Origin of the sequence: Mesorhizobium loti CJ3sym (genome assembly GCF_000472785.1) — a bacterium.
Classification (GTDB): domain Bacteria; phylum Pseudomonadota; class Alphaproteobacteria; order Rhizobiales; family Rhizobiaceae; genus Mesorhizobium; species Mesorhizobium loti_E.
Window position 1 is genome coordinate 241,505 of the sequence record NZ_AXAL01000007.1, and the last position, 26,980, is coordinate 268,484.

The following is a 26,980-nucleotide window of genomic DNA, read 5'->3' on the forward strand; positions in this document are numbered from 1 at the left end:
CCCCCAGGGTGCTTGCGCACCCATGTCCCGGGACATGGCTTAGCGGATTCCGGCCGGGCGGTAAACAGCGGCAGGCGGCAAGCCGGGGGCTGTTATTCCTCCAGATCCTTGCGAAACGGGGTATGTTCTTCCAGATATTCGCCCATCCGCTCGACCTCGCGCCGCTCGCGCTTGAGATAGTCGGCGACGGCGTTGCGCAAGCCAGGATGCGAAATGTAGTGGGCGGAATGCATGGTCACCGGCTGGTACCCGCGCGCCAGCTTGTGCTCTCCCTGGGCACCCGCCTCAACCACCTTCAGCTTGCGTTCGATGGCGAAGTCGATGGCCTGGTGGTAGCAGACCTCGAAATGCAGGAAGGGATGATCCTCGATGCAGCCCCAGTTGCGGCCATAGAGCGCGTCGGAGCCGATGAAATTGATGGCGCCGGCAATGTAGCGCCCGTTGCGCCTGGCCATCACCAGCAGGATGTCGTCCGCCATGCGTTCTCCGATCAGCGAGAAGAACTTGCGGTTCAGATAGGGACGGCCCCATTTGCGGCTGCCGGTATCCATGTAGAAGGCGAAGAAGTCGTCCCAGGCCTTCTCGGTCAGGTCCTTGCCGGTCAGCCGGTCGATCGTGATGCCTGGGGCAAGCGCCTCGCGTCGTTCCTTCTTCATCGCCTTGCGCTTGCGCGAGGCAAGCGTGCCCAGGAAGTCGTCGTAAGTCGAAAAGCCTTCGTTGAAGAAGTGGAACTGCTGATCGGTGCGATGCAGGAAGCCCGCGGCCTCGAGGGTCGCAACGTCGCTCTCTTGCGCAAAGGTGACATGCGCCGAGGACACGCCGAGCTTGTCGGTCACCATTTTGAGACCGGCGGCAAGCCCGGCCTTCACCGCGTCCTGATCCTCGCTTTTGCCGACCAGCAGGCGAGGGCCGGTAACGGGCGTGAAAGGCACGGCACATTGCAGCTTTGGGTAATAGCTGCCACCGGCACGCTCGAAAGCATCCGACCAGCCGTGATCGAATACATATTCGCCTTGGCTGTGCGATTTGAGATAACAGGGGACCGCACCCAGCAGCCTGCCTTGCGCAGTCTCCAGCCGCAGGTGATGTCCCTGCCAGCCGGTGCGCCGCACGGCGCAGCCGGAATCTTCCAGGGCGCTCAAAAAAGCGAATGAAACGAGCGGGTTATAGCCATTTTCCGCGTCGCCGCGCGTGGTACCGGCAAAGCCGTTCCATTCATCGCAGGTGAACGCGCCGATGCCGGCGGCGATGCGGATCGAATAGTCCGCATTCGCTGTTTGTCCATCGCCGTGGTCGCCCTGATCCATGAGGCTTATTTAAGCTCCATCCGGGCTGCTACAAGTCACGTTTCAGAAACCCCGCTCAGGCGACTTTGACCAGATCGGGTTCGAACCCTTCGAATGTCATCTGATCGGCATATTTGAAGGTCAGGTCGATCGCGGGCTGGTCATGCACCGTCCAGGTGATGACTGGCATTTTGAGCTTTTCACGCACGAAGCTGACAAACGGATTCGGCAGGTCGCCGGCAGCGTAGGAGGTGAAGGAGAGCTCGTGGGCGAGCATCGAAAAATGCGCCTCGATCAGCTTGAGGTCCTTGCCGTAGGCGGTCAACCCAGCGGGAATGCCGGGCGCATGTTTCGGGAAATCGCGGATCAGCCAGTGATCGAACGACATGATCGCCACCTTGCCCTTGTAGCGTTTGAGCATCTTGCCGACACGCGCCACGAGGCCTTCGTCGCGGCCGGGAATGCCTTTCAGTTCGACGATCATCGGCACGCGGCCATCGACGAGGTCGAGCGCCTCCTGCAACGTCGGGATGTGGTCGGATGTGCCGCCAACCTTGAGCGCGGTCAGTTCGGCCGCGCTGCGTTGCCAGACGAAACCGTCCTGTCCGGTCAGCCTTTTCAGGTCGTCATCATGGATGATGACGGGAATGCCATCCGACGACAGATGCACGTCGCATTCGATGGCGTAGCCCCGTTCGGCGGCGGCGGCAAAGGCGGAAAGCGTGTTTTCCCAGCGCGTCTTGTTCATGTCGTGAAAGCCGCGATGGGCCACAGGCCGGGCGGTCAGCCAGGAAAGGTCGGTCATGTCAGGCCTTCGCTCATTCGACTTCGAAGATCGCTTCGATTTCCACTGCGGCATTAAGCGGCAGGGAGGCGGTGCCGACGGCTGAGCGGGCGTGCTTGCCGCGCTCGCCAAGGGCGGCGACCAGGAAATCGGAGGCGCCGTTGGCAACTAGGTGCTGCTCGACAAAGTCGGCGACGGAGGCGACGAAGACGGTGATTTTCACCAACTTGCGAATCTTCTCGAGATCGCCAAGCGCTGCCTTGGCCTGCGCCAGAATGTTGATCGCGCAGTATTTTGCCGCGTCCTTGCCGCTTGCTGTGTCGACGTCGCGGCCAAGCAGGCCGCTCGCCTGCAGCTTGCCATCCTTGAGCGGCAATTGTCCGGCGGTGAACAGCAGGTTGCCGGTCCTTGCATAGGGCACGTAGTTGGCGGCTGGTGCGGCGGCGGCGGGAAGCGTCACGCCGAGATCACTTAGCCGCTTTTCGATTGTTTCACTCATTGCTTTTCCCTATTGCTGGAAGGTGCTGCGCTGGCCGGGCCGAAATTGCTATTTTTGCCTCGCTTCCGCCACGACTTTTTTTAAGCTGGACCATCTTTCCCTGCGGCCTGCCATCAGCCGCGACGATCGGAGTACCACATGCGCGCCACGCGCCTTGCATTCCACGCCGTCCTGTTGTCGGCGGCCCTCCCGATAGTCCCGGCTTTCGCGGTTCCGGCGCTGCAGGCGCATCGCGCCGTGTACGACCTCACCCTCAAGAAGGCGGACGATCGTTCCGGCATCACCGGTATCACCGGCCGCATGGTCTACGAGTTCAATGGTTCAGCCTGCGAAGGCTATACGGTGAAATTCCGTTTTGTCACGCAGATCGCGACCAACGACAACACCAAGCTGACGGACCAGCAGACGACGACTTTCGAGGATGCCGAAGGCAAGACGTTCTCGTTCGTGACCAAATCCTTTGTCGACCAGAACCTCGACAAGGAGGTCAAGGGTATCGCCACCAAAGACGCCAAGGGCCTCAAGGTCGATATCGACAAGCCCGAGAAGAACAGTCTGGAGCTTGCCGCCACCCAGTTTCCGACCCAGCATCTGGTTGAGCTGATCGGCAAGGCCGAGAAGGGCGAAAACTTCTACCAGACAAACCTGTTCGACGGCTCGGAGGACGCCAACAAGGTAATGACGACCACTGTCGTCGTCGGCAAGAAGACCGAAGCCGACAAGGCCGATCCGGAGGCTCCGGCGCTGGCGAAGCTTGCCACCGACAAATACTGGCCGGTCGACATCGCCTATTTCGACGACAGCGCCCAGAACGGCGAAGAGGTGCCGGAATACCGGATCAGCTTCAAGCTGCACGAGAACGGCATTACCCGCGATCTCGTCATGGACTATGGTGACTTCTCGATGACCGGCAAGCTGGTCAACCTGTCGCTGTTCGACCAGACGAAGCCTTGCCCGGTATCGAAATAGCAGGAGTGCGCAATTGGGCTGGCCGCGGCGGGCTTGATGGCAGTCTATGTCGATGCGGCGATCTGGAAGTGGGCCGGCCATCGCTGGTGCCACCTGATGGCCGACGATACCGACGAGTTGCATCGTTTCGCAGCCCAGCTTGGTGTGAAGCGTTCATCCTACCAGGGACCGCCCAGGACATCCGCTCCGCATTATGACATAACCGGTTTCGAGCGCGACCGCGCGGTGCGGCTCGGCGCCATCGAATGCAGCCGCGAGGAGATCGTCGCGATCTTCCGCCGGGTTCGGGTGCCCAACGGAAAGGCCAAGCGATGACACCAACGGCATTTCTCGCCTATTGCGCCGCCGTCACGCTCGCTGCCGCCACACCGGGGCCAGCGATGTTCACAGTCATCACCAATGGCGTGTCGCGCGGGTTTCGTCGCGCGTTCATGGCCGGTGTCGGCGTTGCCGCTGGCGATGCCGTACTGGTCACCCTCGCACTGCTTGGACTGGTTGCCTGGCCCAGACGTTCGAATGGGTCTTCCTCCTGCTCAAATATGCTGGCGCTGCCTATCTGATTTATCTCGGTATCCGGATGTGGCGCGCTGCCGCCACACAACCGACTGAACCGAAGGCTGTTGAAACGAGATTGTCGCGGTCTTTCCTGCTCGGCGCGTCCATTGCGCTCGGCAATCCGAAGGCGATCCTGTTCCACGCCTCGATCATGCCGCTCATCCTGAACCTCGACACCATGACCTTTGTCGATGGCTTGCTGGTGGTGGCTGTCGTTATCACCGTCAACATCGTCACCATGGGTGTCTATGCTGCGCTCGCCGGTCGGGCCTCGGGCTGGTTCAGGACACCCAGGCGCATGCGGCTGATGAACCGGTTTGCCGGCAGCGCGATGATCGGCACCGGAGCGCTGATTGCCGCACGCTGAGCGGTAAAGCGCCGCCGCGCTTGCGTTTGTTGCGCTTCCCCTCTATATGCGCGCTCATTCCACACACGGACTTTGGTGTCTGCCCGGGAGAAATCCGGCTGAAACCTCCGGTGGCGTTCGAGGACTTCGTCCAAAAATGCCTGTGTCCGTGGAGGCTAACCGGAAAGGAAAATAAGAATGGCTCTGCCTGATTTCAGCATGCGCCAGCTTTTGGAAGCTGGCATTCACTTCGGCCACCAGACCCACCGCTGGAACCCGAAGATGGCGCCTTACATCTATGGCGCCCGCAACAACATCCACATCATCGACCTCTCGCAGACGGTGCCTTTGCTGCACCAGGCGCTGAAGCAGGTTTCCGACACTGTTGCCAAGGGCGGCCGCGTGCTGTTCGTCGGCACCAAGCGCCAGGCATCTGATATCGTTGCCGATGCGGCACAGCGTTCGGCCCAGTATTACGTCAACTCGCGTTGGCTCGGCGGCATGCTGACCAACTGGAAGACGATCTCGAACTCGATCCAGCGCCTGCGCAAGCTCGACGAGATGCTGGCCGGCGAGGCCCAGGGCCTGACCAAGAAGGAACGCCTGAACCTCGACCGCGAGCGCGAGAAGCTCGACAAGGCACTCGGCGGCATCAAGGACATGGGCTCGACGCCCGACCTGATGTTCGTGATCGACACCAACAAGGAAGCGATCGCCATCCTCGAGGCCAAGCGTCTCGGCATTCCGGTCGTCGCCATCATTGATTCGAACTGCGATCCGGACAAGATCGACTTCCCGATCCCCGGCAATGACGACGCGGCCCGCGCCATCCAGCTCTATTGCGACCTGATCGCCAAGGCTGCGATCGACGGCATCGCCCGCCAGCAGGGCGCGCTCGGTGTCGATATCGGCGCTTCGGTCGAAGCTCCGGTCGAGCCGGCGCTCGATCCGGCTCCGGCGTCGGAAGCCCCCGAGGCTTGATAATCGAAGGCCGATTGCGGCCTTCATCTTTCTCATATTTTGGCACGCTAAACAGACGCACCATCGAATACCGATGGTGCGTCGGTGCATTCTAGACAAAGAGGCGACAATGAGCATTTCGGCTGCACAGGTCAAAGAACTCCGCGACTTGACCGGCGCGGGCATGATGGACTGCAAGGCGGCGTTGACCGAGACCAACGGCAACATGGAAGAGGCCGTCGACTGGCTGCGCAAGAAGGGCATTTCCAAGGCCGACAAGAAGGCCGGCCGCACTGCTGCCGAAGGCCTGATCGGCGTCGACAATGGCGTGCGCGAGGCAGCCGTCGTCGAGGTCAATTCCGAGACCGACTTCGTTGCCCGCAATGCCGCATTCCAGGAAATCGTCGCCAACGTTGCCAAGGTCGCGCTGGCCTATGGCACGACGGAGGCTGTCGCCGCTGCAAAGTACCCGGGTTCGGACAAGTCGGTTACCGACACGATCAAGGACGCTGTCGGGACCATTGGCGAGAATTTGGGCTTCCGCCGCTCGGCCAAGCTGACCGTTCCGCACGGCGCTGTCGCCACCTACGTCCACAATGCGGTTGCCGACGGCCTTGGCAAGCTCGGCGTGCTGGTCGCGATCGAAACCACGGGCAACGAGCATGCCGCCAACGCGTTTGGCCGCCAAGTCGCCATGCATGTCGCCGCCACCAACCCGCTGGCGTTGACCGCCGAGCAGATCGATCCTGCGGCGGTCGAGCGTGAGAAGGCGATCTTCTCCGATCAGGCCCGCCAGTCCGGCAAGCCCGAAGCGATCATCGAGAAGATGGTCGAGGGCCGCCTGCGCAAGTTCTATGAGGAAGTCGTGCTTCTGAAGCAGGCCTTCGTGCTCAATCCCGACATCACCGTCGAGAAGGCGCTGAAGGATGCCGAGAAGGAAATCGGCGCGCCGGCCAAGATCACGGCCTATTTGCGCTTCGCGCTCGGCGAAGGCATCGAAAAGGAAGAGACCGATTTCGCGGCGGAAGTCGCGGCAGCGGTCCAGAAGTAAGCTTCCTAACGCTTTATTGCGACTGTGTTTTTCGGCCGGGCGTCCGCAGGGATGCCCGGCCGATGTCGTTTGCAGTGTCGATGAAGGCCCGCAGTTTCGGCGCCATCGCCGCTCGGCGCGGAAAGTAGAGGAACAGCCCCGGCTCCTCGATCGCGGTTTGCGGCAGGATCCGGACGAGGCGGCCGGCGGCAAGATCCGCGCGCACCAGCGGTTCGAACACATAGGCAAGACCGACGCTTGCAAGCGCCAGGTCGATCGCGGCCAGCGAATCGGTGACGATGACCGTGCCTTTTGTCTCCACAACGACATCCTTGCCGTCTTCGGTCAGATCCCAGCGATAGAGCGCACCGGAGCGAACCAGCCGGTAGGCGATGCAATTGTGGTTGGCGAGATCGGCCACGCTGCGCGGACGGCCGTGCTTTCCGACATAGGCAGGCGATGCGACCATCACGGCCTTGAACGGCGGCGTCAGCCGGACAGTGACCATGTCTTGCGCAATCATTTCGCCCAACCGGATGCCGGCGTCGAAACCCTCGCCGACAATGTCGACCAGCCCCTGGTCGGTGAGCAATTCAACTGTCACATCCGGATAACGCTCGGCCATCGCCGCAACCACCGCCGTCATGCCAAGAGGAATGGCGATGTTGGGAACGTTGAGCCTGAGCAGGCCCGAAGGCCGGCCCTTGATGGCGCGGATGCGGTCCATCCGGTCTGCAATGTCCTGAAGGGCAGGGGCCGCCGTCTCCACCAGCGCCTTGCCGGCTTCCGTCAGCGAAACGCTGCGCGTCGTGCGCGCAAACAGCGGCTGACCGATGCGCTCTTCGACAAGGCGCACCGCATGGCTGACGGCTGACGGACTCATACCGAGTTCGGCCGCGGCAAGCGCAAAACCGCCGCGCCGGGCAACTGCAATGACAACTGGCAGATGGGTAAGTAGATCCCGATCCATTCATGCATCATATCGCATAGTCTTTGCGAACAATGCAATCTTATCGATGTGACGACATTGGCCCACATTGTCGCCAACACATCGGCGCCCACACATCGGCAATCGCTGATGGCATCAAGGAGAAAAGACATGAATGCATTGAAACATGTGACCTTCGCAGCAGGCATGGCGCTGGCGCCGATCGATGCCGGCGGCGCGGAACCATCCGGCTGGCGGGCGCTCGCGGACGAACGCGCCGTCATCCGTATCGCCGATGCGATCGATCGCGCCGTCGACGCGCAGGACTGGAAACTGGCGCGCAGCTATTTCGCGGATCGGGTTACCGCCGATTTCAGCAGCCTGTCCGGGCAGCCTTCGGCTAACATCGCCTCCGACGACCTGATCGGCGCCTGGGCCGGCAACCTCAAGGGCAGCAAGACGAGCCTGCATCTGCGCACAAATCACCAGGTTGTGCTCGAGGCGGATACGGCGACGGTCCGTTCCAACGGCTATGCCTGGAACCGGATGGAAGGCAATGGCGACCCGCTTTGGGAAGTTTGGGGCACCTATGAGCATCACCTGACGCGCTCCGCTGGCGGCTGGAAGGTCGACGGCTTCGCGTTCCGCATGACGCATGAGCGCGGCAACCCTTGGGTCAAGGCGACGCCGGGCTAGTGAGACCGCGGCATTCATCACCAGCATTGGAAAACGATCATGACCATGACCTATTACACTCTTGGCAACAGCGGCCTCCGCGTCAGCCGGCTGGCGCTGGGCACGATGACCTTCGGCACGGAGTGGGGCTGGGGCACAGACAGGGAAACCGCTCGCGCCATGGTTGACGCCTATGTCGAGGCGGGCGGCAATTTCTTCGACACCGCCGATCTCTATACGGGTGGCACCGCCGAAACCTGGCTCGGCGAATTCATTGCCGAGCGGGGCATGCGCGACAAGGCGGTGATCGCCACCAAATTCACGTTCAACGCGGAACCCGGCAATCCGAACGCAGGCGGCAACGGCCGCAAAAATATCCTGCGCGCCGTCGACGCATCGCTCAAGCGATTGGGCACCGATTACATCGACCTCTATCTCCTGCACGTATGGGACGGGCTCACACCGGCCGAGGAGGTCATGCGCACGATGGATGATCTTGTGTGCGCAGGCAAAATTCGCCATGTCGGCCTGTCCGACGTGCCGGCCTGGTATGCCGCCCGAGCGCAAACGATCGCCGAATTGCGCGGCTACGAGCCCGTGTCGGCCCTGGAGCTCGAATATTCGCTCGCCGAGCGGTCGATCGAGCACGAGTTCGTGCCCTTCGGCACCCGTTATGGCGCCGGCATCATGGTGTGGAGCCCACTGGCAAGCGGCCTGCTCAGCGGCAAGTACCGTCCGACCCAGGACGGCAATGCCGGTCGGCTCGACGGTTTTCGCAACACCACACATCCGGGGTTCCAGAAATTCACCGAGCGCAACTGGGCGATCGTGGCCGAGCTCGAAAAGATCGCCTCCGAGCTCGGGCGCAGCATGGCTGAGGTCGCGCTCAACTGGGTAGCAACGCAACCGGGCGTCGCCAGCGTGATCCTCGGCGCGACCAAGCTGGCGCAACTGCGGGACAACCTTGCCGCGCTTGATTTCATGATTCCCGACGCGCTTCGCGCCAGGCTCGATGCGGTCAGCAAAACGCCGCCGTCGTTTCCCTACTCGTACTTCGGTTCCGAAATCCAGGCCCGTGTTACGGGGGATGCCGTGACCGGCGACAAGCCGGCGGGTTATGCGCCGCCGCTGCTGGTCGAGGGCGCCGCCGTGAGCATTACCAGCCGCTGACAGGCCACGACAGACAGGTAGAATTGGGTGAGGGCGCCGCGTGACATCGCGGCGCCCTTCGTGTATCGGAACCCAGTGTTTTGGGATCGCGCCCGCGCGAATGCATGCCCGGACGCCACATGCAAAATGACGAGGCCCAGATGACGGTGAAGCCCCTCTACCGACGTGTCTTGCTGAAAGCGTCGGGCGAAGCATTGATGGGCGAACAGCATTTTGGCATCGATGTCTCGGTCGTCGATCGTATCGCCGGCGATATTGCCGAAGCGCGTGCGCTGGGCATCGAGGTCGGCGTCGTCATCGGCGGTGGCAACATCTTTCGCGGCGTCGCCGTTGCCTCCAAGGGCGGTGATCGCGTCACCGGCGACCACATGGGCATGCTTGCCACGGTCATCAATTCGCTGGCGCTGCGCACCTCGCTGAACAAGATCGGCGTCGACGCCGTGGTGCTGTCGGCGATCGCCATGCCCGAGCTGTGCGAGAGCTTTTCGCAGCGCCAGGCAGATGCGTATATGAACCAGGGCAAGGTGGTGATCTTCGCCGGCGGCACCGGCAATCCATTCTTCACCACTGATTCGGCCGCGGCACTGCGCGCCGCCGAAATCGGCGCGGATGCGCTGTTCAAGGGAACGCAGGTCGACGGCGTTTACTCGGCCGACCCGAAGAAGGACCCGAATGCGACCCGTTTCGAGCGCATCAGCCATGGTGAAGTCATAAAACGCGGCCTCTCCATCATGGATACGGCTGCAATTGCACTTGCGCGCGAAAACAACATTCCGATAATCGTCTATTCGATCCACGAAAAAGGTGGCTTCGGCGATATTCTGAGGGGCGGTGGCCGCTGTACGGTCGTCGCGGACGATTGATCCGGGGCCTGATCCCTGAAAAAGGGAAACCGGCTTTTCGAAAATCAGGCTCGAACGGGGCCTTGCCCCGAAGCAGTGAACCCGCGGCAGACGGGTCGAGGAGACCAAGATGAGTGAGTACGACGATCTCAAGCGGCGCATGGATGGGGCAATCGCGGCGTTCAAGCATGATCTGGCCTCGTTGCGGACCGGTCGCGCCTCCAGCAATCTGCTCGATGCGATCCAGGTGCAGGCCTATGGCACAAGCATGCCCATCAACCAGGTGGCCAACGTCTCCGTGCCGGAGCCGCGCATGATCTCGGTGTCTGTGTGGGACAAGGCAATGGTCAGCGCGGTGGACCGCGCCATCCGCGAATCCAATCTGGGCTTCAACCCGATCGTTGACGGCACCAATCTCAGGATTCCGCTGCCGGAGCTCAACGAGCAGCGCCGCAAGGAACTGGTCAAGATCTCGCACACCTATGCCGAGAATGCCCGCGTCGCCGCGCGCCATGTGCGGCGCGACGGCATGGACTTCCTGAAGAAGGCTGAGAAGGACGGCACCATCAGCGAGGACGATCAGCGCAAGCGTTCGGACCAGGTCCAAAAGCTTACCGACGAGACAATCAGCACCATCGATCATCTGCTTTCCGACAAGGAAGCTGAAATCATGCAGGTTTAGGGTTGGCCTCAGGCCGACCCGAAAGCGAGATCATGACAACGCCCGCGCATGTCGCGATCATCATGGATGGAAATGGACGCTGGGCCAAGGCGCGCGGCATGCCGAGGCTCGCGGGTCATCGCGCCGGCGTCGAGGCGCTGCGCAAGACGGTGCGCGCGGCACCCGGTCTCGGCATCTCCTTCCTGACCGTCTATGCGTTCTCGTCGGAGAACTGGTCGCGGCCGAAGTCGGAAGTCAGCGACCTGTTGGGGCTGTTGAAGCTGTTCATCCGCCGTGACCTGGCCGAACTGCACCAGAGCGGCGTGCGGGTCAGGATCATCGGCGACAGGGCAGGGCTGCAGGCCGACATCAGAGGGCTGCTCGACGAGGCCGAATCGCTGACATCAGGCAACGAAGCGCTGACGCTGGTGATTGCCTTCAACTATGGCGGACGCGACGAGATCGTCCGCGCGGCCCGCAAGCTTGCCGCGGCTGTGGCGCGCGGCGAAATCGACAGCGAGGCAATCACCGCCGAAAGCTTTGCCGGCTCTCTCGACACACAAGGGATCCCCGATCCGGAGCTGGTCATACGCACCAGCGGCGAGCTTCGCCTGTCCAACTTCCTGTTGTGGCAGGCCGCCTACAGCGAACTCGTCTTCCTGCCTTGCTATTGGCCGGACTTCAGTCGCGAGCATCTCGCCGAGGCCTTGCGCGAATTCGCCGGCCGCGAGCGTCGCTTTGGCGGACATGGCCCGCAGGACGTCGCGTCGCGACCGGCCGCGGGATGAGCAATCTCCAGCTCCGCGTCATTTCAGCGGTTGTCCTTGCCATCGTCGCCCTTGGCCTGACCTGGCTTGGCGGCCTGCCTTTCCGATTGCTGTGCGCGGCCATGTCGGGGATGATCTTTTACGAGTGGACACGCATGTCGCGGCCCATGTTGGCCAATGGACTGGGCTTCCTGCCGGAAGCGCTGATGGTCGTTTTCATTGGCACCTTGATTGCCGGCCTTCCAGCATTCTGGCTGCTGCCGCTTGTCGTCATCCTGATTGTCGTGGCAGCGATAGCCGCCCTGGTTCGCAACAGCGGGCAGTGGGACGCGTGCGGCCTCGCCTATGCCAGCGTGTCCGGCCTGTCGCTTGCCTTGCTGCGCGACGGCGATCATTCGGGCCTCGTCGCCATCCTGTTCCTGTTCGCGGTCGTCTGGGCGACCGACATTTTTGCCTATTTCGTCGGGCGCACTGTGGGCGGTCCCAAGCTGGCGCCGTCGATTTCACCCGGCAAGACGCGCAGCGGCGCACTCGGTGGCGCGGTTGGCGGTGTGGTTGCCGGGCTGATTCTCGCCGCGGTTGCCGGTGCCGGCAATCTGGCGCTGCTCGGTCTGGTGGCGCTCGTGCTCTCGATTGTTGCCCAGGCCGGGGACCTGTTCGAATCATGGGTCAAACGGCGGCACGGCCGCAAGGATTCGGGCGTGCTCATCCCAGGCCATGGCGGCGTCATGGACCGTGTCGACGGGCTTGTCGCGGCAGCTCTGGCTTTGTACGTCATCGGCTGGATTTCGGCAGGCGCCGATCATCCGGCGCACGGGCTGTTTCCCATTTGAACGATGTCATTTCGCGATCCGGCACCAGGCGTGCCTTGGATTCGCCCCGATTGATGTCACAGTCACGGCGCTACTGTGCCGCGGAAGAATTTGAGGGTTTGTCTTGAACGAGATTCTTCACGCGATTTTCAGCACGGACGGCTTGCTTCTCGGCACGCTCGTGCCGTTTCTATTCGTGCTGACCGTGGTGGTTTTTGTCCACGAAATGGGCCACTACCTCGTCGGCCGCTGGTGCGGCATCGGCGTCAGGGCCTTCTCGATCGGCTTTGGTCCCGAACTCATCGGCTTCAACGACAGCCATGGCACGCGCTGGAAGCTGTGCGCCATACCGCTTGGCGGCTATGTCAAATTTGTCGGCGACATGAACGCCACCTCCAGCCAGCCGACGTCGGATGAGTTGGAAACGCTGACCGAGGAAGAGCACAAGGTTGCCTTCCACACCCAGGCGATCTGGAAGCGCGCGGCAACGGTGGCGGCCGGGCCTCTGTTCAATTTCCTGCTGACGATCGTCGTCTTTTCCGTGCTGTTTGCCACCTATGGGCGTTATGTCGCAGAGCCCATGGTGGCCGAGGTTACAACAGACAGTCCGGCGGCAAAGGCTGGCATTCTGCCGGGCGACCGATTCGTCAGCGTCGACGGCAGCAAGGTGGAAACCTTCGGTGACGTGCAGCGGCTGGTCTCGGGCCGCGCCGGCGATATCATCACCTTCGTCATGCTGCGCGATGGCAAGGAAGTCACGGTGACCGCGAGCCCGCAGCTGATGGAGCAGGAAGACGCGCTCGGCAACAAGGTCAAGGTCGCGGTGATCGGCGTCGTCAACAACAAGGAACTCGGCCAGCCTCGTCTCATCACCTATACACCGGTCGGCGCCGTTGCGGCGGCTGTCGAGGAGACCGGCCACGTCATCGAGCGCACCGGCCAGTTCATGCAGCGCTTCGCCGTCGGGCGCGAGGACAAGTGCCAGTTGGGTGGTCCGGTCAAGATCGCCGACATGGCCGGCAAGGCGGCCAAACTGGGTTTTGAATGGCTGGTGCAACTCGTCGCACTGCTGTCCGTGGGGATAGGCATTCTAAACCTTTTGCCGATTCCCCCCCTCGACGGCGGCCATCTCTTGTTCTACGGGGTGGAGGCCGTCATCCGCCGGCCGGTGTCGGAACGGATGATGGAAATGGCCTATCGGGCCGGTCTGCTTCTGGTCTTGTGCTTCATGGGGTTCGTGTTCTGGAACGATCTGTTTGGATGCTGAAATCATGAAGGAATTTGGCCTGGGCATGGTCGATGTTGAGACGCCGTTTACCATGCACGGGGATATGAGTGACGCGAAAGCCACGCACCAGGGTTAAGTAAATACAAATTAACCAGAAGCCTTGCGTGTAGGGAAAATCCGGTTAATACGGTAGGGGAAATTACCGCACGTCCGGTTTTCTCGCCGTGGGGACTACGAGAAAAGGTTATTAAGCCCGATGAAGGCAGCTTCCAAGTTTCTGAACGCCGCGTCAGCGGCGGCACTGTCCGCGGCTCTGGTTGTGCCGGGTGCGCTCGCAGTGCAAATCGTTGCCACATCGACGGCTGAGGCCGCTGTCGTCAGCAGGGTTGAAGTGAGCGGCAACCAGCGTGTCGACGCCGAAACCATCCGCAACTACATCACCATCAAGCCGGGCAAGGCCTTCTCCAGTTCCGACATCGACGCGGCCGTCAAGGCGCTGTTCGGCACCGGCCTGTTCTCGGATGTCCAGATCAACCAGGTCGGCTCGACGCTGGTGGTCAAGGTTGCCGAATACAAGGTCGTCAACCAGGTGCTCTTCCAGGGCAACAAGAAGATCAAGGACCCCGCGCTTCAGATGGCTATCCAGCTGAAGCCGCGCGGCACGTTCTCTCAGGCGACGCTCGATGCCGACGTCGAGCAGATCAAGGGCGCCTACAAGCATATCGGCCGCGACGACGCCGGCGTGACCGCTGAGGTGATGGACCTCGGTGACAACCGCGTGAATGTGGTTTTCAAAATCACCGAAGGCGACCGCACGCAGATCGCGGCGATCAATTTTGTCGGCAACAGCGCCTATTCGAGCCGCCGCCTGTCGGACGTGATCAACACCAAGCGCTCGTCCTGGGTTTCGTTCATCCTGCGTGACGACGTCTATGACGAAGACAAGCTGCGCGCCGACCAGGAGTTGCTGCGCCGTTTCTACTACAATCACGGTTATGCCGACTTCCAGGTCGTGTCCGCTGTCGGCGAACTCGACAACGCGACGAACAAATACACGGTCACCATCACCGTCCAGGAAGGTACTCGCTATAATTTCGGCGATATCAGCGTCGAGAGCACGATCCCGGAAGTCGACTCGAAGTCGCTGGAATCGGTGGTCCTGACCCAAAAGGGCGATGTCTACAACGCCAAGGACGTCGAAGACTCTCTCATAGCGCTTACCGAGAAGGTGGCCGGTTCCGGCTACGCCTTCGCTCAGGTGACGCCGCGTGGCGACCGCAACTTCGAGAACCATACGATTTCGGTGGTATACACCATCGACCAGGGCACCAAGGCCTATGTCGAGCGCATCGAGATCCGTGGCAACGATCGTACGCGTGATTACGTCATCCGCCGCGAATTCGATGTCAGCGAAGGCGACGCCTTCAATCAGGTGCTCGTCCAGCGTGCGAAGAAGCGCCTGGAGAACCTCGATTACTTTACGTCGGTCGACATCTCGACAGTGCCTGGCTCGCAACCCGATCAGGTTGTTCTGGTGGTCACCGTGGTCGAGAAGTCGACGGGTGAATTCTCGATTGGCGCCGGTTATTCGACTGGCGGCGATACGGCGGGTCCGTCGGTCGAAGGATCGATCACCGAGCGCAACTTCCTTGGCCGTGGCCAGTTCATCAAGATTTCAGCCGGCGGCGGCAAGAATTCGCGCGACTACAGCCTGTCCTTCACCGAGCCGTATTTCCTCGGACGGCGTATCGCCGCCGGCTTCGACATCTACAAGTCGACGCGGGAATACAACAACAACTATGACAGCGACACCACGGGCGCGACGATCCGTTTCGGCCTGCCGATCACCAACAACATCACGACCCAGCTGGCGTATAATATCGCCCAAGAAAAATATAAGGTGGACGACAGCTGCTTGACCAACGGGGCATATATTGCAGGTAGCCCTTGTACCATCTCGACTGCGATTCTGAATGGCATAGATCAGAGCCCGTGGATCAAATCGTCTGTCAGCCTGGGGCTGGTCTACAACACCATCGATGACATGAAGAACCCGCATGAGGGTATCTATGCCAACACGTCCGTCGAAGTGGCGGGTCTGGGCGGCGATGCGAAGTTCGTAAAGATCACGGGTCGCGGCAGTGTCTATCAGACGCTGTCCGAGTCGCTTGACCTTGTCGGCCTTATTTCGGGCGGCGCCGGTCATGTAGAGGGTTATGGCAGTGACGGCCTGCGTATCTTCGACCAGTTCCAGAGCTCGGACCGTATGATCCGTGGTTTCGCGTATAATGGTATCGGTCCTGTGGATCCTGCTACGGGTGACCATCTTGGTGGCACGACCTACTTCAATGCCTCCGCTGAAGCCCAGTTCCCGCTGCCAGTCGTTCCGGAAAGCTTCGGCCTTCGCGGTGCTGTGTTTGCTGACGCGGCCACTCTCTATGGCAGCCAGGTTACGAGCGTTGCTCAGGAGTCAACGAACTTGGAGTTGCGCGCCTCTGTCGGTCTTGGCCTGATGTGGGCCTCGCCGTTTGGCCCGATCCGTATCGACTATGCGATCCCGGTCAAGAAGCAAGCTCACGACGACGTGCAGGAATTCAACTTCGGCATATCGACCCGCTTCTGATCGGCGGCCAACGATGCTCCCGGATTTTCTGGATCCGGGAGAAATGTTCCGACCTAGCTGGATATAGCTTCTGGAATGACCGATCCGGTGTTCTTCGCGCCATCACGCCGGTTTACGGCGGCCGAAGTCGCGAATCTGACCGGCTCGGTGCTTGTCGATTCCGGCCATTCCAACATATTTATCGAGGCGCTCGCACCGGCGAGCGAGGGCGGTGCCAATGCGCTGGTCTTCGTCGATGGCAAGCGCAACTCCGCGTTGATGCCGTCCCTGCGGGCAGCCGCGGTCCTTTGCCCGACCGAATTCGCCAGCAAGGCTCCGGCGGGCGTTGCCGTCCTGACCCATCCACGGCCGCAACAGGCCTTCGCGCTGATCGGTCGACTGCTGTTCCCCGCGGCAGCCACGCCGGGACCAATGACCGGTGAGACCGGTGTTTCGCCGCATGCCCATGTCCATCCGACCGCGCATGTCGAAGCCGGCGCCATCATCGAGGCCGGCGTGGTCATCGGGCCTGGGGCTTCGATCGGCAGCGGCACCGTCATCGCGCCAAACGCGGTCATTGGACAGTACTGCCAGATCGGCCGCGACGGTTACATCGGCCCAGGCACCAGTATCCAATATGCGCTGATCGGCAACCGCGTCATCATCCATGGCGGCGCCAGGATCGGCCAGGATGGCTTTGGCTTTGTTGGCGGCGCCAAGGGGCCGGAACGCGTTCCCCAGATCGGACGGGTCGTCATCCAGGACGATGTCGAAATCGGCTCCAACACGACGGTCGATCGCGGTGCCATGTCCGATACGACCATCGGCCAGGGCACCAAGATCGACAATCTCGTGCAGATCGCCCATAACGTTCGCATCGGGCGCAATTGCATAATAGCTGGACTTTCGGGTATTTCGGGTTCCGTGGTCGTGGGTGACAATGTCACCATGGGCGGCGGCGTCGGGCTTGCGGATCACCTCACCATCGGGTCTGGGGCCAAGCTTGCCGCCAGAAGTGGATTTATGAGCAATGTCCCTGCCGGCGAGATCTGGGGTGGTTATCCGGCACAGCCGATGGCGGAAGCGATGCGGGAGATAGCCATGTTGCGCACGATGGCCAGGGCACGCAAGCAGGGCAACGGAAATGGCTGATATGGTGGCGGCGATGACGCTGGAAGCGGTCGACATTATGGGGCTGATGAAGCTCCTGCCGCATCGCTATCCCTTCCTGATGATCGACCGCATTGTCGACATCGATGGCGATAATTCGGCCATCGGCATCAAGAACGTTACCATCAACGAGCCACATTTTCAGGGCCATTTCCCTGAGCAGCCGGTCATGCCGGGCGTGCTGATCGTGGAGGCCATGGCACAGACGGCCGGCGCCATCTGCATCCGCAGCCTTGGGGCGTCGAAGCCGTCGCTGGTCTATTTCCTGACCATCGACAACGCCAAATTCCGCAAACCGGTCGTTCCTGGCGACCAGTTGAAGATCCACGTCAAGAAAATCAAGAAGCGCGGCAACCTGCTCAAATTCGCCTGCGAAGCCATGGTCGAGGGTACCAAGGTGGCCGAGGCCGAGATTTCAGCCATGATGGTCACCGGCGACTGACGATCGGGTGCTTATGACAATCAAGAATTCAATCCATCCTTCCTCCGTCGTGGAAGAAGGCGCCAAAATTGGCCAGGGTGTCCGTATAGGGCCGTTTTGCCACATCAGCGCCGATGCCATGATCGGCGACGGTGTCGAACTGGTCAGCCACGTCTCGGTGATGGGCGCGACGACCATCGGGGCGTCGACCAAGGTCTATCCGATGGCGACATTGGGCGCGCCGCCGCAGAACACCAAGCACAAGGGCGGTCGCACCACGCTGGTCATCGGCGCCAATTGCACCATCCGCGAAGGCGTCACCATGCATGTCGGTACCGATACCAGCCGCGGCGAAACTACGGTCGGCGACAACGGCAATTTCCTCGCCTACGCCCACATCGCCCATGATTGCGTTGTCGGCAACAATGCCACCTTTGCCAATGGCGCGACGCTGGGCGGCCACTGCGAGGTCGGCAACAACGTCTATATTGGCGGCCTCAGCGCCGTTCATCAATTCGTGCGCGTCGGCGACAATGCTTTCCTCGGCGGATGCTCGGCGTTTGTCGGCGATGTCATCCCCTATGCCATTGCCGTCGGCAACCGCGCCAGCCTGCGCGGCCTGAATATCATTGGCCTGAAGCGGGCCGGCCTGCCGCGCGCGGAAATCTACCTGCTGCGCAAAGCCTACAGGACGATTTTCGATCGTTCCCGCACGGTTGCCGAGAATGTCGAGCTGGCCAAGGCGGAATTCGCCTCGTCGCCGACAGCCATGAAGATCATCGATTTCATCTCCAGCCGCGGCAAGCGGCACTATGCCGTGCCGTCGCTCAGGGGCGGCGATGGCGACGACGTCGATGACGAAGACTGAGGTCGTCGCGAGGGGTCTCGATCTTTCGCCTGATGCCAAGGTCGGCATCATCGCCGGTGGCGGCAGTCTGCCGGTCGAAGTCGCGGCAGGCTCGGTCGGGCAGGGCTACCCGCCCTTCATCATTCTCATGGAAGGTGAGGCCGACCGGCTGGTCGAATTGCGCCAGTATGAGCATGAGACCCTTGCCCTGGAGGCCATCGGCTCACTGCTCCCCTTGCTCAGGCGCCACAGGATCACCCACCTGGTGCTCGCGGGTGAGATCAGGCGCAGACCCAGACTGACACATCTGCGCCCCAGCCTCAGCCTGCTTGCGGTCATACCGCTTGTTGTGATGGCACTCGCGCGCGGCGACGACGGCCTGCTGAAGGTGCTGGCGCGAGGCCTTGAGGCGCGTGGAATAAAGGTCGTCGGCGCCCACGAAATCGTTCCGACCCTTGTTGCCGCCGAAGGCGTGTTGACGAAAGCAGCACCCAGGGATTCGGATCGGCACGATATCGAAGCGGGGCTCGCCGCGGCGAAGGCCATCGGGGCGCTGGATATCGGCCAGGCGGCGATAGCGATCGGTGGCCGCGTCATCGCGCTGGAAGGCATTGAAGGGACGGCTGGATTGCTCGACCGGGCGAAGCTGTTGCGCGGCCACGGCCGCATCGCGGGCAAGACCCGTGGCGTTCTCGTCAAATGCGCCAAGCCCGGTCAGGAGCTGCGCGCGGATCTTCCTTCAATTGGCCCGCAGACGGTGGAAGCGGCGCATGCGGCTGGATTGGCCGGCATTGCCGTCGAGGCAGGACGTTCACTGGTTCTGGAAGGCCCTGCGACCATCGCCCGGGCCAATGCACTTGGCCTCTTCATCGTCGGTCTGCCTGCTGTGGAGCCGGCTAATGGTTAGTGACAGGCCACTGAGGATTGCCATCGTCGCCGGCGAAGAGTCCGGAGACGTACTCGGCGCCGACATCGTGCATTCGCTGAAACATGCGACCGGTCGCGATGTGCAACTCCTCGGACTGGGTGGCCGCCATCTGCAGGCTCTGGGCCTGGTATCGCCATTCGATGCCGGCGAGATCGCACTCATGGGGTTCACCGCCGTCCTGCGCGATCTGCCACGGCTGATGCAGCGGATCAACCAGCTGGCCAAGACCGTTGCTCAGGAAAAGCCGGACTGCCTCGTCACCATCGACAGCCCCGATTTTTCGCTGCGCGTGGCCAGGAAAGTGCGCGCGGCCAATCCGTCGATCCCGATCATCCACTATGTCTGCCCGAGTGTATGGGCGTGGCGGCCGGGCAGGGCGGCGGCAATGAAACCCTATGTCGACCATATCCTCTGCATCCTGCCGTTCGAGGTCAAGGAACTGGAGCGGCTTGGTGGTCCGCCCGGCACTTATGTCGGGCATCGCCTGACCCATGATGTGGGCGTTCTGGCGGCGGCGAAGGCGCAAGACCTGCCGCGCGACCTCTCCGCGGATCGCGTCAAGACGTTGCTGGTGCTGCCCGGTTCACGGCGCAGCGAGGTGCGACGTCTGCTGGAGCCGTTTGGCGAGACGGTGTCGATGCTGAAGGCTCGCGGCCATCGCCTTCGGCTGATGCTGCCGACAGTGCCGCATGTCGCGGAGCTCGTCCATGCTGGCGTCACCCGATGGGACGAAAAGCCCGAAATCATCGTCGATCCCCAGCGCAAATGGCAGGCCTTCGGCAAGGCCGATGCCGCGCTGATTTCGTCCGGTACCGTCTCTCTGGAGTTGGCGCTGTCGGGCGTTCCGATGGTGTCCTGCTACAGGCTGGACCCTATCGCACGGGCCATCGCCCCCTATTTCGTCTCGGTCTGGTCGGCGCTGCTGCCCAATTTGATCGCCGATCGTGCGCTCATTCCCGAGTTCTACAATGAGTACGTCAAGCCGAACAATCTGGCCCGGCAGATGGAAGCATTGTTCGCCGACAGCGGCATGCGTGCCTGGCAGAAGCAAGGCTTTGCCGAAATCGCAAGGCGCATGGCGACCGACAAGCCATCTGGCGAGATCGCGGCGGGCGTGGTGCTGCGCCAAATAAAAAAGGCGCCCTGAGAGGCGCCTTTTTTCGATCAGATAGCTTCGGTCAGCGCTTGGCGATCGGCACGTAGTCACGCTCCGGCGCACCGGTGTAGAGCTGGCGCGGGCGGCCGATCTTCTGGCGCGGATCCTCGATCATCTCCTTCCACTGCGCGATCCAGCCGACGGTGCGGGCGACCGCGAACAGCACGGTGAACATGGTGGTGGGGAAGCCCAGCGCCTTCAGCGTGATGCCGGAATAGAAGTCGACGTTCGGGTAGAGCTTCTTCTCGATGAAATAAGGATCGGTCAGCGCGATCTTTTCCAGTTCCATGGCGATGTCGAGCAGCGGATCGTCCTTGATGCCGAGCTCGCCCAGCACCTCATGCGCGGTCTTCTGCATGATTTTCGCACGGGGATCATAGTTCTTGTAGACGCGGTGGCCGAAGCCCATCAGCCTGAACGGGTCGTTCTTGTCCTTGGCACGGGCAATGAATTCCGGGATGTGATCGACATGGCCGATCTCGCCCAGCATGTTCAGCGCCGCTTCATTGGCGCCGCCATGCGCCGGGCCCCAGAGGCAAGCGATGCCGGCGGCGATGCAGGCGAACGGGTTGGCGCCCGACGAGCCGGCGAGACGAACGGTCGAGGTCGAGGCGTTCTGCTCGTGATCGGCGTGCAGGATGAAGATGCGTTCCATGGCGCGCGCCAGCACCGGGTTGATCTTGTACTCCTCGCACGGCACGGCGAAGCACATATGCAGGAAGTTGGCGGCGAAGTTCAGCTCGTTCTTCGGGTAAATGAAGGGCTGGCCGATGTGGTATTTGTAGGCCATGGCCGCGATCGTCGGCATCTTGGCGATCAGCCGCATGGACGCGACCATGCGCTGGTAGGGATCGGAGATGTCGGTGGAGTCGTGATAGAAGGCCGACAGCGCGCCGACCACGCCGCACATCACCGCCATCGGGTGTGCGTCGCGGCGGAAGCCGGTGAAGAAACGCGACATCTGCTCGTGCACCATGGTGTGGCGCGTCACGCGGTAATCGAAATCGTCCTTCTGCGCCTTGGTCGGCAGTTCGCCATAGAGCAGGAGATAGCAGACTTCGAGGAAGTCGCCGTGCTCGGCCAGCTGGTCGATCGGGTAGCCGCGATGGAGAAGAATACCCGCATCGCCATCGATGAAGGTGATTTCGGACTCGCAGCTTGCGGTCGAGGTGAAGCCGGGATCGTAGGTGAAGGCGCCGGTCGTGCTGTAGAGCGAGGCAATGTCGATGACGTCGGGCCCGACGGAGCCGCTTCGCACCTTGAACTCGTGAGTCTTGCCGGCGAACTCAAGCGTTGCCGTAGCCTCATGGCCGCCCACATCCAGTTTTTTCGCAGCTTCGGTCATTGCAAACTCCTTCTTGTTTCCTCATGCCGGCAAGGGCAAATTCCGCAGAGCGACACGTCGAAATCACCGCAATGCGCATATTCGCCACCGCATTTCAGGAGGTGCGTGCCAGATTGGGCCAAGGCCTAATGTTGCACTGCGAAACGCGCCTTTCAATGCCAATCTTCTTGGGCCAGTTTGCTCCTAATCGATTTGATCCGCTATGCGCGCCAGGCTCTCCTCGCGCCCGAGCACGGCAAGCACGTCGAACACACCCGGCGAGGTGCTCTTGCCGGTCAGCGCGGCCCTTAAAGGTTGGGCCACGGCGCCGAGCTTGTGGCCGCCAGCCAGTGCAACCTCGCGGATCGCAGCCTCGGCCGCGGCAGCCGTCCAGTCACTTGTAAGCGCGTTCAAAGCTTCGTGAGCGCCACGCAGGATCTTGCGGGCATCGTCATTGAGCAGGAGTGCAGCCTTGTCGTCGATCGGCAGCGGCCGCGTGGCAAACAGGAAGGCGGCGCCGTCGACGAGCTCGACCAGTGTCTTGGCGCGCTCCTTCAGCCCCGGAAGGGCTGCCAGCAACTGCGCCTTGTTGCGATCGTCAAGACGCGCGGCCATCGCCGGACCGCCCTCGAGATAGGGCAAGGTGGCGATGAAGATGTCGAACAGCTCGGGGTCGGCCATGCGGCGCATATGCGCGCCGTTGATCGCCTCCAGCTTGGCGAAATCGAAGCGGGCCGCGCCCTTGTTGACGTCACCGATGTCGAACCACGAGATCATGTCCTTGATCGACATGATCTCGTCATCGCCATGGCTCCAGCCGAGGCGCGCCAGGTAGTTGAGCAGCGCCTCAGGCAGGTAGCCCATGGCGCGATAGGCCTCGACGCCGAGCGCGCCATGCCGCTTCGACAGTTTCGCGCCATCGGCACCGTGGATCAGCGGGATGTGCGACATCGACGGCACGTCCCAGCCCATGGCGTTGTAGATCACGGTCTGGCGGGCGGCATTGGTCAGGTGGTCGTCGCCACGGATGATGTGCGTGACACCCATATCGTGATCGTCGACGACGACGGCATGCATGTAGGTCGGGTTGCCGTCCGAGCGCAGGATGATGAAATCGTCGAGATCCTTGTTGGGAAAGCGCACCTCGCCCTGGACGCGGTCGTGCACGACCGTCTCGCCCTCGGTCGGCGCCTTGATGCGGATCGCGCCCTTGACGCCGGGAGGTGCCTCGGATGGATCGCGATCGCGCCACTGGCCATCATAGCGCGGCGGCAGGCCCTTGGCGCGTGCCGCCTCGCGCATCGCCTCGAGTTCGGCTGGTGTCTCGTAGCTGTAATAGGCCTTGCCCAGGCGCACGAGTTCCTCGGCGACCTCGCGGTGGCGCGGTGCGCGCTCGAACTGCGATATGGCCTCGCCGTCCCAGGAAAGCCCGAGCCAAGTCAACCCATCCAGAATGGCCTGGGTCGCCGCCTCGTTGAATCGTTCGCGGTCGGTATCCTCGATGCGCAGCACCATCGTGCCGTCGGTGTGCTTTGCGTACAGCCAGTTGAACAGCGCCGTGCGCGCGCCACCGATGTGCAGGTAGCCGGTGGGCGAGGGGGCAAAACGGGTAACGACCTTGTCGGACATGGAACTCTCGGGAAACGTCTGAAACGGGGTGTCGGTGCGCGGACTTTCGCGCTTTGCGCGTTCATGTAGCATAGGGCGTCAGGGGTGCAAGGGGCAGACCCGATGGCTGGACGAGGCCGGAGCTTGGATCAGGGCGAGGACGCTAATGTCGGCGTCAGCGAACGATCCCTGTTTGCGATGCCTTTGCCGGCCTCGCCGCCGCCACCACCTGTCATTCCAGGTCCTGGCAATCAACCCTTTCAGGCGGATATTCCAGCGCCAGTCTCGCCCGCCGACGGCAGGATTGTGCGGGTCCGTCGGCAACTTGGCCAGGTTTCTTTGCCGCGCCTGCGTCGTAGCGCGGCGACTGCGGCGGAGATGGAGCTTGATCGGGGCATTGCCTTCCTGCTGGTGCCGGTCTGCCTGGCGGTTGGGGCGGTCGGCTATTTCTCGCTGGCCGCGGAGCCTGATTTCCCAAGGCTCATCGCGGTCGTCGTGCTGACGGGGATATGTGCGCTTGTCTCGCGTTCCTGGCCGAAAACCCATCTGTGCTTCATGGCGGCGCTGCTGTGCGCTCTGGGTTTGCTCGCAGGCAAGGTCGAGACATGGCGGGTCGGAACGCAGATGCTCGGTTCTGAAATCTCGACACAACTGACCGGGCGTGTGGTCTCGCTCGAGCAAATGGAAACTGGCCGCATCCGGCTGACCATCGACGTGACAGCGACCGCCCGGCCGAAACTGCGCTACATGCCGGAAAGGGTACGGCTTTCGGCGCGCAAGATACCGCCAGAGATGACCGCGGGCTCACTCATCACCGGCTATGCCAAACTGTTGCCGCCAACCGGTCCGGTGCGGCCGGAGAGCTACGACTTCTCCTTCGACAGCTATTTCGCCGGCATCGGCGGCAGCGGCTTTTTTCTCGGCAATCCAAAAATTGTATCGGCCAGCGACGGTGACATGCCGATCTCGGCCCGTCTTTCCTCAGGAATAGAAAATGCCCGTGAAGCCATCGCCGATCATATCAGGGGCACGGTCAGCGGCGCCGAAGGCGAGATCGCGGCGGCGCTGATCGTCGGCGTTCGTGCCGGCATTCCCGATGAAATCAACGAAGCGATGCGGCGCACCGGCATTTATCACATCATCTCTATTTCAGGACTGCACATGGCGCTGGTCGCCGGCACCATCATGGGCCTGCTGCGCGGCGCCTTCGCGCTGTTTCCAGATTTTTCCGCGCGCCGGCCGGTGAAGAAATACGCGGCCGCCGCAGCGCTGGTCTCAATCGCCGCCTATCTCATCATTTCGGGCGTCGTCGTTGCCGCCGAGCGCAGCTTCATCATGCTGGCGGTGATGCTGATTGCAGTGCTGTTCGATCGGGCGGCGCTGACCATGCGCAATCTGGCGATCTCGGCGATCGCCGTCATTGTGGTATCGCCGCATGAGGTGGTGGGCCCAAGTTTTCAGATGTCCTTTGCGGCGACGGCTGCGCTGGTCGGCGCCTATGCGGGTTGGGCGGATCATCGTGCGGGAAAATCCAGACCGCCGCCGCCAAAGCGATCCTTGCCCGGCTTTCTGGCGCGAAAATTTCTGCTGGCGACAGGCGGGCTGGCCATGACCTCCATCATCGCCGGCAGTGCCACGGCGCTGTTTGCCATCTGGCATTTCCAGCGCGTGTCGCCGCTCAGCCTGATCGCCAATCTGGCCATCATGCCGATTGTATCAGTGGTGATGTTTCTGGCTGTGGCCAGCGCGCTGTTGATGCCATTTGGGCTGGATTGGCCTGCCCTCTATTTGATGGGCAAGGGCCTGACCGCAATGATCGCCATCTCGGCCTGGATATCGGAGCGCTCTCCGGTCGATGCGGTCGGGCCTGATTTCCCAACAGTCCGTCTTGCTGGTGACGATTGCCCTAGTGATTGCGACCACGGCGACGACATGGCTTCGGCTTGCCGCGGTTCCCTTCGTGCTTGCCAGTGTGCTGACCATCCCGGACACGCGAACGCCGGATGTGTTGATCTCGGAGGACGCCAGGCTGGTTGCGATGCCGATCGGGGGCGGCGAACTCGCCGTCAGCCGCGCGCGTCCAAACGAATTCATGGTCGACAACTGGAAACGCGCTCTGACATCCGAAACCATCGTCGCGCCGGAAACCTTCACCAGAGGTGACGGACAATTCGAGATCGCGGATGCCACGGAACTGCCGCCAGGAGCGCCGTTCTATTGCACTTCAGGCGTTTGTCTGGCCAAGCACACATCCGGTGCGATCATTGCCTATGTCGAAGACCGCAAGGACACCTGGAAGGCCTGCGGCTTCGCCGACTTGATCATCGTCAACGACGCAACCGGCTATGATGCCTGTCACAACCCGCTGGTTCTCGTCATCACCAAGCGGCAGCTTGCCCGCAAAGGCAGCGCGGCCGTCTTTTTCGATCGCCAATCGGCGATCACGCCGGCAACCGTCAGCTTCGCCGTGGACAGCCCGTACCGACCCTGGCACGCGCAACGCAAATTCTCGCGTGAGGCGAGGGGCCTGCCACCTTACAAGAAACCCGAAAAGCCAACCGTTAAACCGCCACCGCTTCAGTAGCGCCGGATCAGCCCGACCAGCTTGCCTTGCACCTTGACCCTGTCCGGTCCGAAAATACGCGTTTCATAGGCCGGATTGGCGGCTTCAAGGGCGATCGAGTCACCCTTGCGGCGGAACCGCTTCAGCGTCGCTTCCTCCTCATCCACCAGCGCCACGATGATCTCGCCAGGCTGGGCGGTATCGGCATTGCGGATGATGACGGTGTCACCGTCGAAGATGCCGGCCTCGATCATCGAGTCGCCCTTGACCTCCAGCGCATAATGTTCGCCGCCCATGATCATGTCCGGCGGCACCGAAATGGAATGCGTCTGATGCTGAATGGCATCGATGGGCACACCGGCGGCGATACGGCCCATCACAGGGATCGACACCGCCGAAACCACGTCGTCATCATTACCGGCAGCGGGCAGGCGCGATGGCGTTGCAGGCTTGAGTTGGCGGCCAAGGCCGCCTTGACCAAGACTGCCCTGGATGACGCTTGGCGAGAATTTCTTGGCCGCGTTGAGACCCGGCGCGATTGAATCCGGCAGCCGCAGCACCTCCAGCGCGCGTGCCCGGTTGGGCAGCCGCCTGATAAAGCCGCGTTCCTCCAGTGCCGTGATCAGGCGATGGATGCCTGACTTGGAGGCGAGATCGAGCGCTTCCTTCATCTCGTCGAAGGACGGCGGGATACCGCTTTCCTTCAGCCGTTCATGAATGAACATCAAGAGTTCATGTTGCTTGCGCGTCAGCATGGCGGCCCCCAAGGCATTGAACGAAGGGTTTGAACCAGAATCGAAAAACAAACCCAGAACAAACACTATCTGTTCCAGTTGTGTTCTGCAACCG

At 61.9% G+C, this 26,980-nt stretch carries 26 protein-coding genes and 1 pseudogene; 20 read left to right on the top strand and 7 right to left on the bottom strand.

What is annotated here, in order from left to right:
* Positions 1–92 precede the first annotated feature (92 nt).
* The 3 genes from A3A9_RS0111550 to A3A9_RS0111560 are packed head-to-tail and all read right to left on the bottom strand — an operon-like array spanning position 93 to position 2,569.
* The gene (locus A3A9_RS0111550) at positions 93–1,307 is read right to left on the bottom strand and encodes a GNAT family N-acetyltransferase (protein ID WP_027058929.1); all 1,215 of its coding nucleotides are present in this window, start codon (positions 1,305–1,307) and stop codon (positions 93–95) included.
* A 55-nt stretch (positions 1,308–1,362) separates the two neighbouring features.
* The gene (locus tag A3A9_RS0111555; RefSeq protein WP_027058930.1) at positions 1,363–2,091 is read right to left on the bottom strand and encodes a glycerophosphodiester phosphodiesterase; all 729 of its coding nucleotides are present in this window, start codon (positions 2,089–2,091) and stop codon (positions 1,363–1,365) included.
* Positions 2,092–2,104: 13 nt separating this feature from the next.
* Positions 2,105–2,569 (bottom strand): RidA family protein, encoded by a 465-nt coding sequence (locus A3A9_RS0111560; protein WP_027058931.1) that lies wholly within the window; start codon positions 2,567–2,569, stop codon positions 2,105–2,107.
* 138 nt (positions 2,570–2,707) lie between these two features.
* Between A3A9_RS0111560 and A3A9_RS0111565 the strand changes: the two genes are divergently transcribed.
* From A3A9_RS0111565 to tsf, 6 genes are all read left to right on the top strand, one after another.
* The gene (locus A3A9_RS0111565; protein WP_027029042.1) at positions 2,708–3,538 is read left to right on the top strand and encodes a cell envelope integrity EipB family protein; all 831 of its coding nucleotides are present in this window, start codon (positions 2,708–2,710) and stop codon (positions 3,536–3,538) included.
* 36 nt (positions 3,539–3,574) lie between these two features.
* A complete protein-coding gene (locus A3A9_RS0111570) occupies positions 3,575–3,853 on the top strand; it encodes a DUF4031 domain-containing protein (RefSeq protein WP_027058932.1) in 279 nt (92 codons plus the stop codon).
* On the top strand, positions 3,850–4,098 hold the full coding sequence (locus tag A3A9_RS46290; RefSeq protein WP_275451166.1) for a LysE family translocator: 249 nt from the start codon (positions 3,850–3,852) through the stop codon (positions 4,096–4,098). The genes A3A9_RS0111570 and A3A9_RS46290 overlap by 4 nt, the downstream gene beginning before the upstream one ends.
* Positions 4,098–4,460 carry a LysE family translocator gene (locus tag A3A9_RS41145; protein ID WP_275451167.1) on the top strand — a complete coding sequence of 121 codons (363 nt, stop codon included), beginning with the start codon at positions 4,098–4,100 and terminating at the stop codon, positions 4,458–4,460. Before A3A9_RS46290 ends, A3A9_RS41145 begins: the two co-directional genes overlap by 1 nt.
* Positions 4,461–4,637: 177 nt before the next feature.
* Entirely contained in the window at positions 4,638–5,420 is a 783-nt protein-coding gene (rpsB, locus tag A3A9_RS0111580) for a 30S ribosomal protein S2 (RefSeq protein ID WP_023777441.1), read from the top strand.
* Between the two features lie 109 nt (positions 5,421–5,529).
* Complete coding sequence (tsf, locus tag A3A9_RS0111585; protein ID WP_027058933.1) at positions 5,530–6,450, top strand: translation elongation factor Ts; 921 nt, start codon at positions 5,530–5,532, stop codon at positions 6,448–6,450.
* Between the two features lie 13 nt (positions 6,451–6,463).
* Here the strand turns inward: tsf and A3A9_RS0111590 are convergent, their stop codons facing one another.
* The gene (locus A3A9_RS0111590) at positions 6,464–7,399 is read right to left on the bottom strand and encodes a LysR family transcriptional regulator (protein ID WP_027058934.1); all 936 of its coding nucleotides are present in this window, start codon (positions 7,397–7,399) and stop codon (positions 6,464–6,466) included.
* Between the two features lie 129 nt (positions 7,400–7,528).
* Between A3A9_RS0111590 and A3A9_RS0111595 the strand changes: the two genes are divergently transcribed.
* The 13 genes from A3A9_RS0111595 to lpxB all read left to right on the top strand — a co-directional run bounded on the left by A3A9_RS0111595 (position 7,529) and on the right by lpxB (position 20,627).
* The gene (locus tag A3A9_RS0111595; RefSeq protein ID WP_027058935.1) at positions 7,529–8,053 is read left to right on the top strand and encodes a nuclear transport factor 2 family protein; all 525 of its coding nucleotides are present in this window, start codon (positions 7,529–7,531) and stop codon (positions 8,051–8,053) included.
* 39 nt (positions 8,054–8,092) lie between these two features.
* Positions 8,093–9,202 carry an aldo/keto reductase gene (locus A3A9_RS0111600; RefSeq protein ID WP_027058936.1) on the top strand — a complete coding sequence of 370 codons (1,110 nt, stop codon included), beginning with the start codon at positions 8,093–8,095 and terminating at the stop codon, positions 9,200–9,202.
* Positions 9,203–9,342: 140 nt separating this feature from the next.
* Positions 9,343–10,065: a UMP kinase gene (gene pyrH, locus A3A9_RS0111605; RefSeq protein WP_027029035.1), complete on the top strand. Its 723-nt coding sequence runs from the start codon at positions 9,343–9,345 to the stop codon at positions 10,063–10,065.
* Positions 10,066–10,174: 109 nt separating this feature from the next.
* Positions 10,175–10,726 carry a ribosome recycling factor gene (gene frr, locus A3A9_RS0111610; protein WP_027029034.1) on the top strand — a complete coding sequence of 184 codons (552 nt, stop codon included), beginning with the start codon at positions 10,175–10,177 and terminating at the stop codon, positions 10,724–10,726.
* Positions 10,727–10,755: 29 nt separating this feature from the next.
* Positions 10,756–11,493 carry an isoprenyl transferase gene (locus A3A9_RS0111615; protein WP_275451168.1) on the top strand — a complete coding sequence of 246 codons (738 nt, stop codon included), beginning with the start codon at positions 10,756–10,758 and terminating at the stop codon, positions 11,491–11,493.
* Positions 11,490–12,305 carry a phosphatidate cytidylyltransferase gene (locus A3A9_RS0111620; RefSeq protein WP_027058938.1) on the top strand — a complete coding sequence of 272 codons (816 nt, stop codon included), beginning with the start codon at positions 11,490–11,492 and terminating at the stop codon, positions 12,303–12,305. The genes A3A9_RS0111615 and A3A9_RS0111620 overlap by 4 nt, the downstream gene beginning before the upstream one ends.
* A 103-nt stretch (positions 12,306–12,408) precedes the next feature.
* Positions 12,409–13,551, top strand: a complete 1,143-nt coding sequence (rseP, locus tag A3A9_RS0111625; RefSeq protein ID WP_027058939.1) for an RIP metalloprotease RseP — start codon at positions 12,409–12,411, stop codon at positions 13,549–13,551.
* A 217-nt stretch (positions 13,552–13,768) separates the two neighbouring features.
* Positions 13,769–16,135, top strand: a complete 2,367-nt coding sequence (bamA, locus tag A3A9_RS0111635) for an outer membrane protein assembly factor BamA (protein ID WP_027058940.1) — start codon at positions 13,769–13,771, stop codon at positions 16,133–16,135.
* A gap of 75 nt (positions 16,136–16,210) precedes the next feature.
* The gene (gene lpxD / locus A3A9_RS0111640; protein ID WP_027058941.1) at positions 16,211–17,266 is read left to right on the top strand and encodes a UDP-3-O-(3-hydroxymyristoyl)glucosamine N-acyltransferase; all 1,056 of its coding nucleotides are present in this window, start codon (positions 16,211–16,213) and stop codon (positions 17,264–17,266) included.
* The gene (fabZ, locus tag A3A9_RS0111645) at positions 17,259–17,726 is read left to right on the top strand and encodes a 3-hydroxyacyl-ACP dehydratase FabZ (protein ID WP_027058942.1); all 468 of its coding nucleotides are present in this window, start codon (positions 17,259–17,261) and stop codon (positions 17,724–17,726) included. The genes lpxD and fabZ overlap by 8 nt, the downstream gene beginning before the upstream one ends.
* A gap of 13 nt (positions 17,727–17,739) precedes the next feature.
* A complete protein-coding gene (gene lpxA, locus A3A9_RS0111650) occupies positions 17,740–18,573 on the top strand; it encodes an acyl-ACP--UDP-N-acetylglucosamine O-acyltransferase (protein WP_027058943.1) in 834 nt (277 codons plus the stop codon).
* Positions 18,545–19,459 (top strand): LpxI family protein, encoded by a 915-nt coding sequence (locus A3A9_RS0111655; protein ID WP_027058976.1) that lies wholly within the window; start codon positions 18,545–18,547, stop codon positions 19,457–19,459. The genes lpxA and A3A9_RS0111655 overlap by 29 nt, the downstream gene beginning before the upstream one ends.
* Positions 19,452–20,627 carry a lipid-A-disaccharide synthase gene (gene lpxB, locus A3A9_RS0111660; protein WP_027058944.1) on the top strand — a complete coding sequence of 392 codons (1,176 nt, stop codon included), beginning with the start codon at positions 19,452–19,454 and terminating at the stop codon, positions 20,625–20,627. Before A3A9_RS0111655 ends, lpxB begins: the two co-directional genes overlap by 8 nt.
* Before the next feature lie 31 nt (positions 20,628–20,658).
* On the opposite strand, the gene gltA is transcribed toward lpxB, so the two are convergent.
* Both gltA and gltX read right to left on the bottom strand, forming a co-directional pair.
* Positions 20,659–21,981 carry a citrate synthase gene (gltA, locus tag A3A9_RS0111665; RefSeq protein ID WP_027058945.1) on the bottom strand — a complete coding sequence of 441 codons (1,323 nt, stop codon included), beginning with the start codon at positions 21,979–21,981 and terminating at the stop codon, positions 20,659–20,661.
* 183 nt (positions 21,982–22,164) lie between these two features.
* A complete protein-coding gene (gltX, locus tag A3A9_RS0111670) occupies positions 22,165–23,589 on the bottom strand; it encodes a glutamate--tRNA ligase (protein WP_027058946.1) in 1,425 nt (474 codons plus the stop codon).
* Between the two features lie 102 nt (positions 23,590–23,691).
* Here gltX and A3A9_RS41150 point away from each other — a divergent pair.
* Positions 23,692–26,152: pseudogene (locus tag A3A9_RS41150) on the top strand (ComEC/Rec2 family competence protein).
* Here the strand turns inward: A3A9_RS41150 and lexA are convergent.
* Entirely contained in the window at positions 26,146–26,886 is a 741-nt protein-coding gene (lexA, locus tag A3A9_RS0111680; protein ID WP_027058947.1) for a transcriptional repressor LexA, read from the bottom strand. The pseudogene A3A9_RS41150 and the gene lexA overlap by 7 nt on opposite strands.
* Positions 26,887–26,980: the final 94 nt, after the last annotated feature.

Coding starts and splice junctions, on each gene's coding strand:
- tsf (WP_027058933.1), top strand. CDS start 5,530: ATGAGCATTTCGGCTGCACAGGTCAAAGAACTCCGCGACTTGACCGGC.
- A3A9_RS0111570 (WP_027058932.1), top strand. CDS start 3,575: ATGGCAGTCTATGTCGATGCGGCGATCTGGAAGTGGGCCGGCCATCGC.
- A3A9_RS0111620 (WP_027058938.1), top strand. CDS start 11,490: ATGAGCAATCTCCAGCTCCGCGTCATTTCAGCGGTTGTCCTTGCCATC.
- A3A9_RS0111600 (WP_027058936.1), top strand. CDS start 8,093: ATGACCATGACCTATTACACTCTTGGCAACAGCGGCCTCCGCGTCAGC.
- A3A9_RS0111590 (WP_027058934.1), bottom strand. CDS start 7,399: ATGGATCGGGATCTACTTACCCATCTGCCAGTTGTCATTGCAGTTGCC.
- lpxD (WP_027058941.1), top strand. CDS start 16,211: ATGACCGATCCGGTGTTCTTCGCGCCATCACGCCGGTTTACGGCGGCC.
- gltX (WP_027058946.1), bottom strand. CDS start 23,589: ATGTCCGACAAGGTCGTTACCCGTTTTGCCCCCTCGCCCACCGGCTAC.
- A3A9_RS46290 (WP_275451166.1), top strand. CDS start 3,850: ATGACACCAACGGCATTTCTCGCCTATTGCGCCGCCGTCACGCTCGCT.
- lexA (WP_027058947.1), bottom strand. CDS start 26,886: ATGCTGACGCGCAAGCAACATGAACTCTTGATGTTCATTCATGAACGG.
- pyrH (WP_027029035.1), top strand. CDS start 9,343: ATGACGGTGAAGCCCCTCTACCGACGTGTCTTGCTGAAAGCGTCGGGC.
- gltA (WP_027058945.1), bottom strand. CDS start 21,981: ATGACCGAAGCTGCGAAAAAACTGGATGTGGGCGGCCATGAGGCTACG.
- A3A9_RS0111655 (WP_027058976.1), top strand. CDS start 18,545: ATGGCGACGACGTCGATGACGAAGACTGAGGTCGTCGCGAGGGGTCTC.
- lpxA (WP_027058943.1), top strand. CDS start 17,740: ATGACAATCAAGAATTCAATCCATCCTTCCTCCGTCGTGGAAGAAGGC.
- bamA (WP_027058940.1), top strand. CDS start 13,769: ATGAAGGCAGCTTCCAAGTTTCTGAACGCCGCGTCAGCGGCGGCACTG.
- rpsB (WP_023777441.1), top strand. CDS start 4,638: ATGGCTCTGCCTGATTTCAGCATGCGCCAGCTTTTGGAAGCTGGCATT.
- A3A9_RS0111555 (WP_027058930.1), bottom strand. CDS start 2,091: ATGACCGACCTTTCCTGGCTGACCGCCCGGCCTGTGGCCCATCGCGGC.
- A3A9_RS0111550 (WP_027058929.1), bottom strand. CDS start 1,307: ATGGATCAGGGCGACCACGGCGATGGACAAACAGCGAATGCGGACTAT.
- A3A9_RS0111565 (WP_027029042.1), top strand. CDS start 2,708: ATGCGCGCCACGCGCCTTGCATTCCACGCCGTCCTGTTGTCGGCGGCC.
- A3A9_RS0111560 (WP_027058931.1), bottom strand. CDS start 2,569: ATGAGTGAAACAATCGAAAAGCGGCTAAGTGATCTCGGCGTGACGCTT.
- frr (WP_027029034.1), top strand. CDS start 10,175: ATGAGTGAGTACGACGATCTCAAGCGGCGCATGGATGGGGCAATCGCG.
- lpxB (WP_027058944.1), top strand. CDS start 19,452: ATGGTTAGTGACAGGCCACTGAGGATTGCCATCGTCGCCGGCGAAGAG.
- A3A9_RS0111595 (WP_027058935.1), top strand. CDS start 7,529: ATGAATGCATTGAAACATGTGACCTTCGCAGCAGGCATGGCGCTGGCG.
- fabZ (WP_027058942.1), top strand. CDS start 17,259: ATGGCTGATATGGTGGCGGCGATGACGCTGGAAGCGGTCGACATTATG.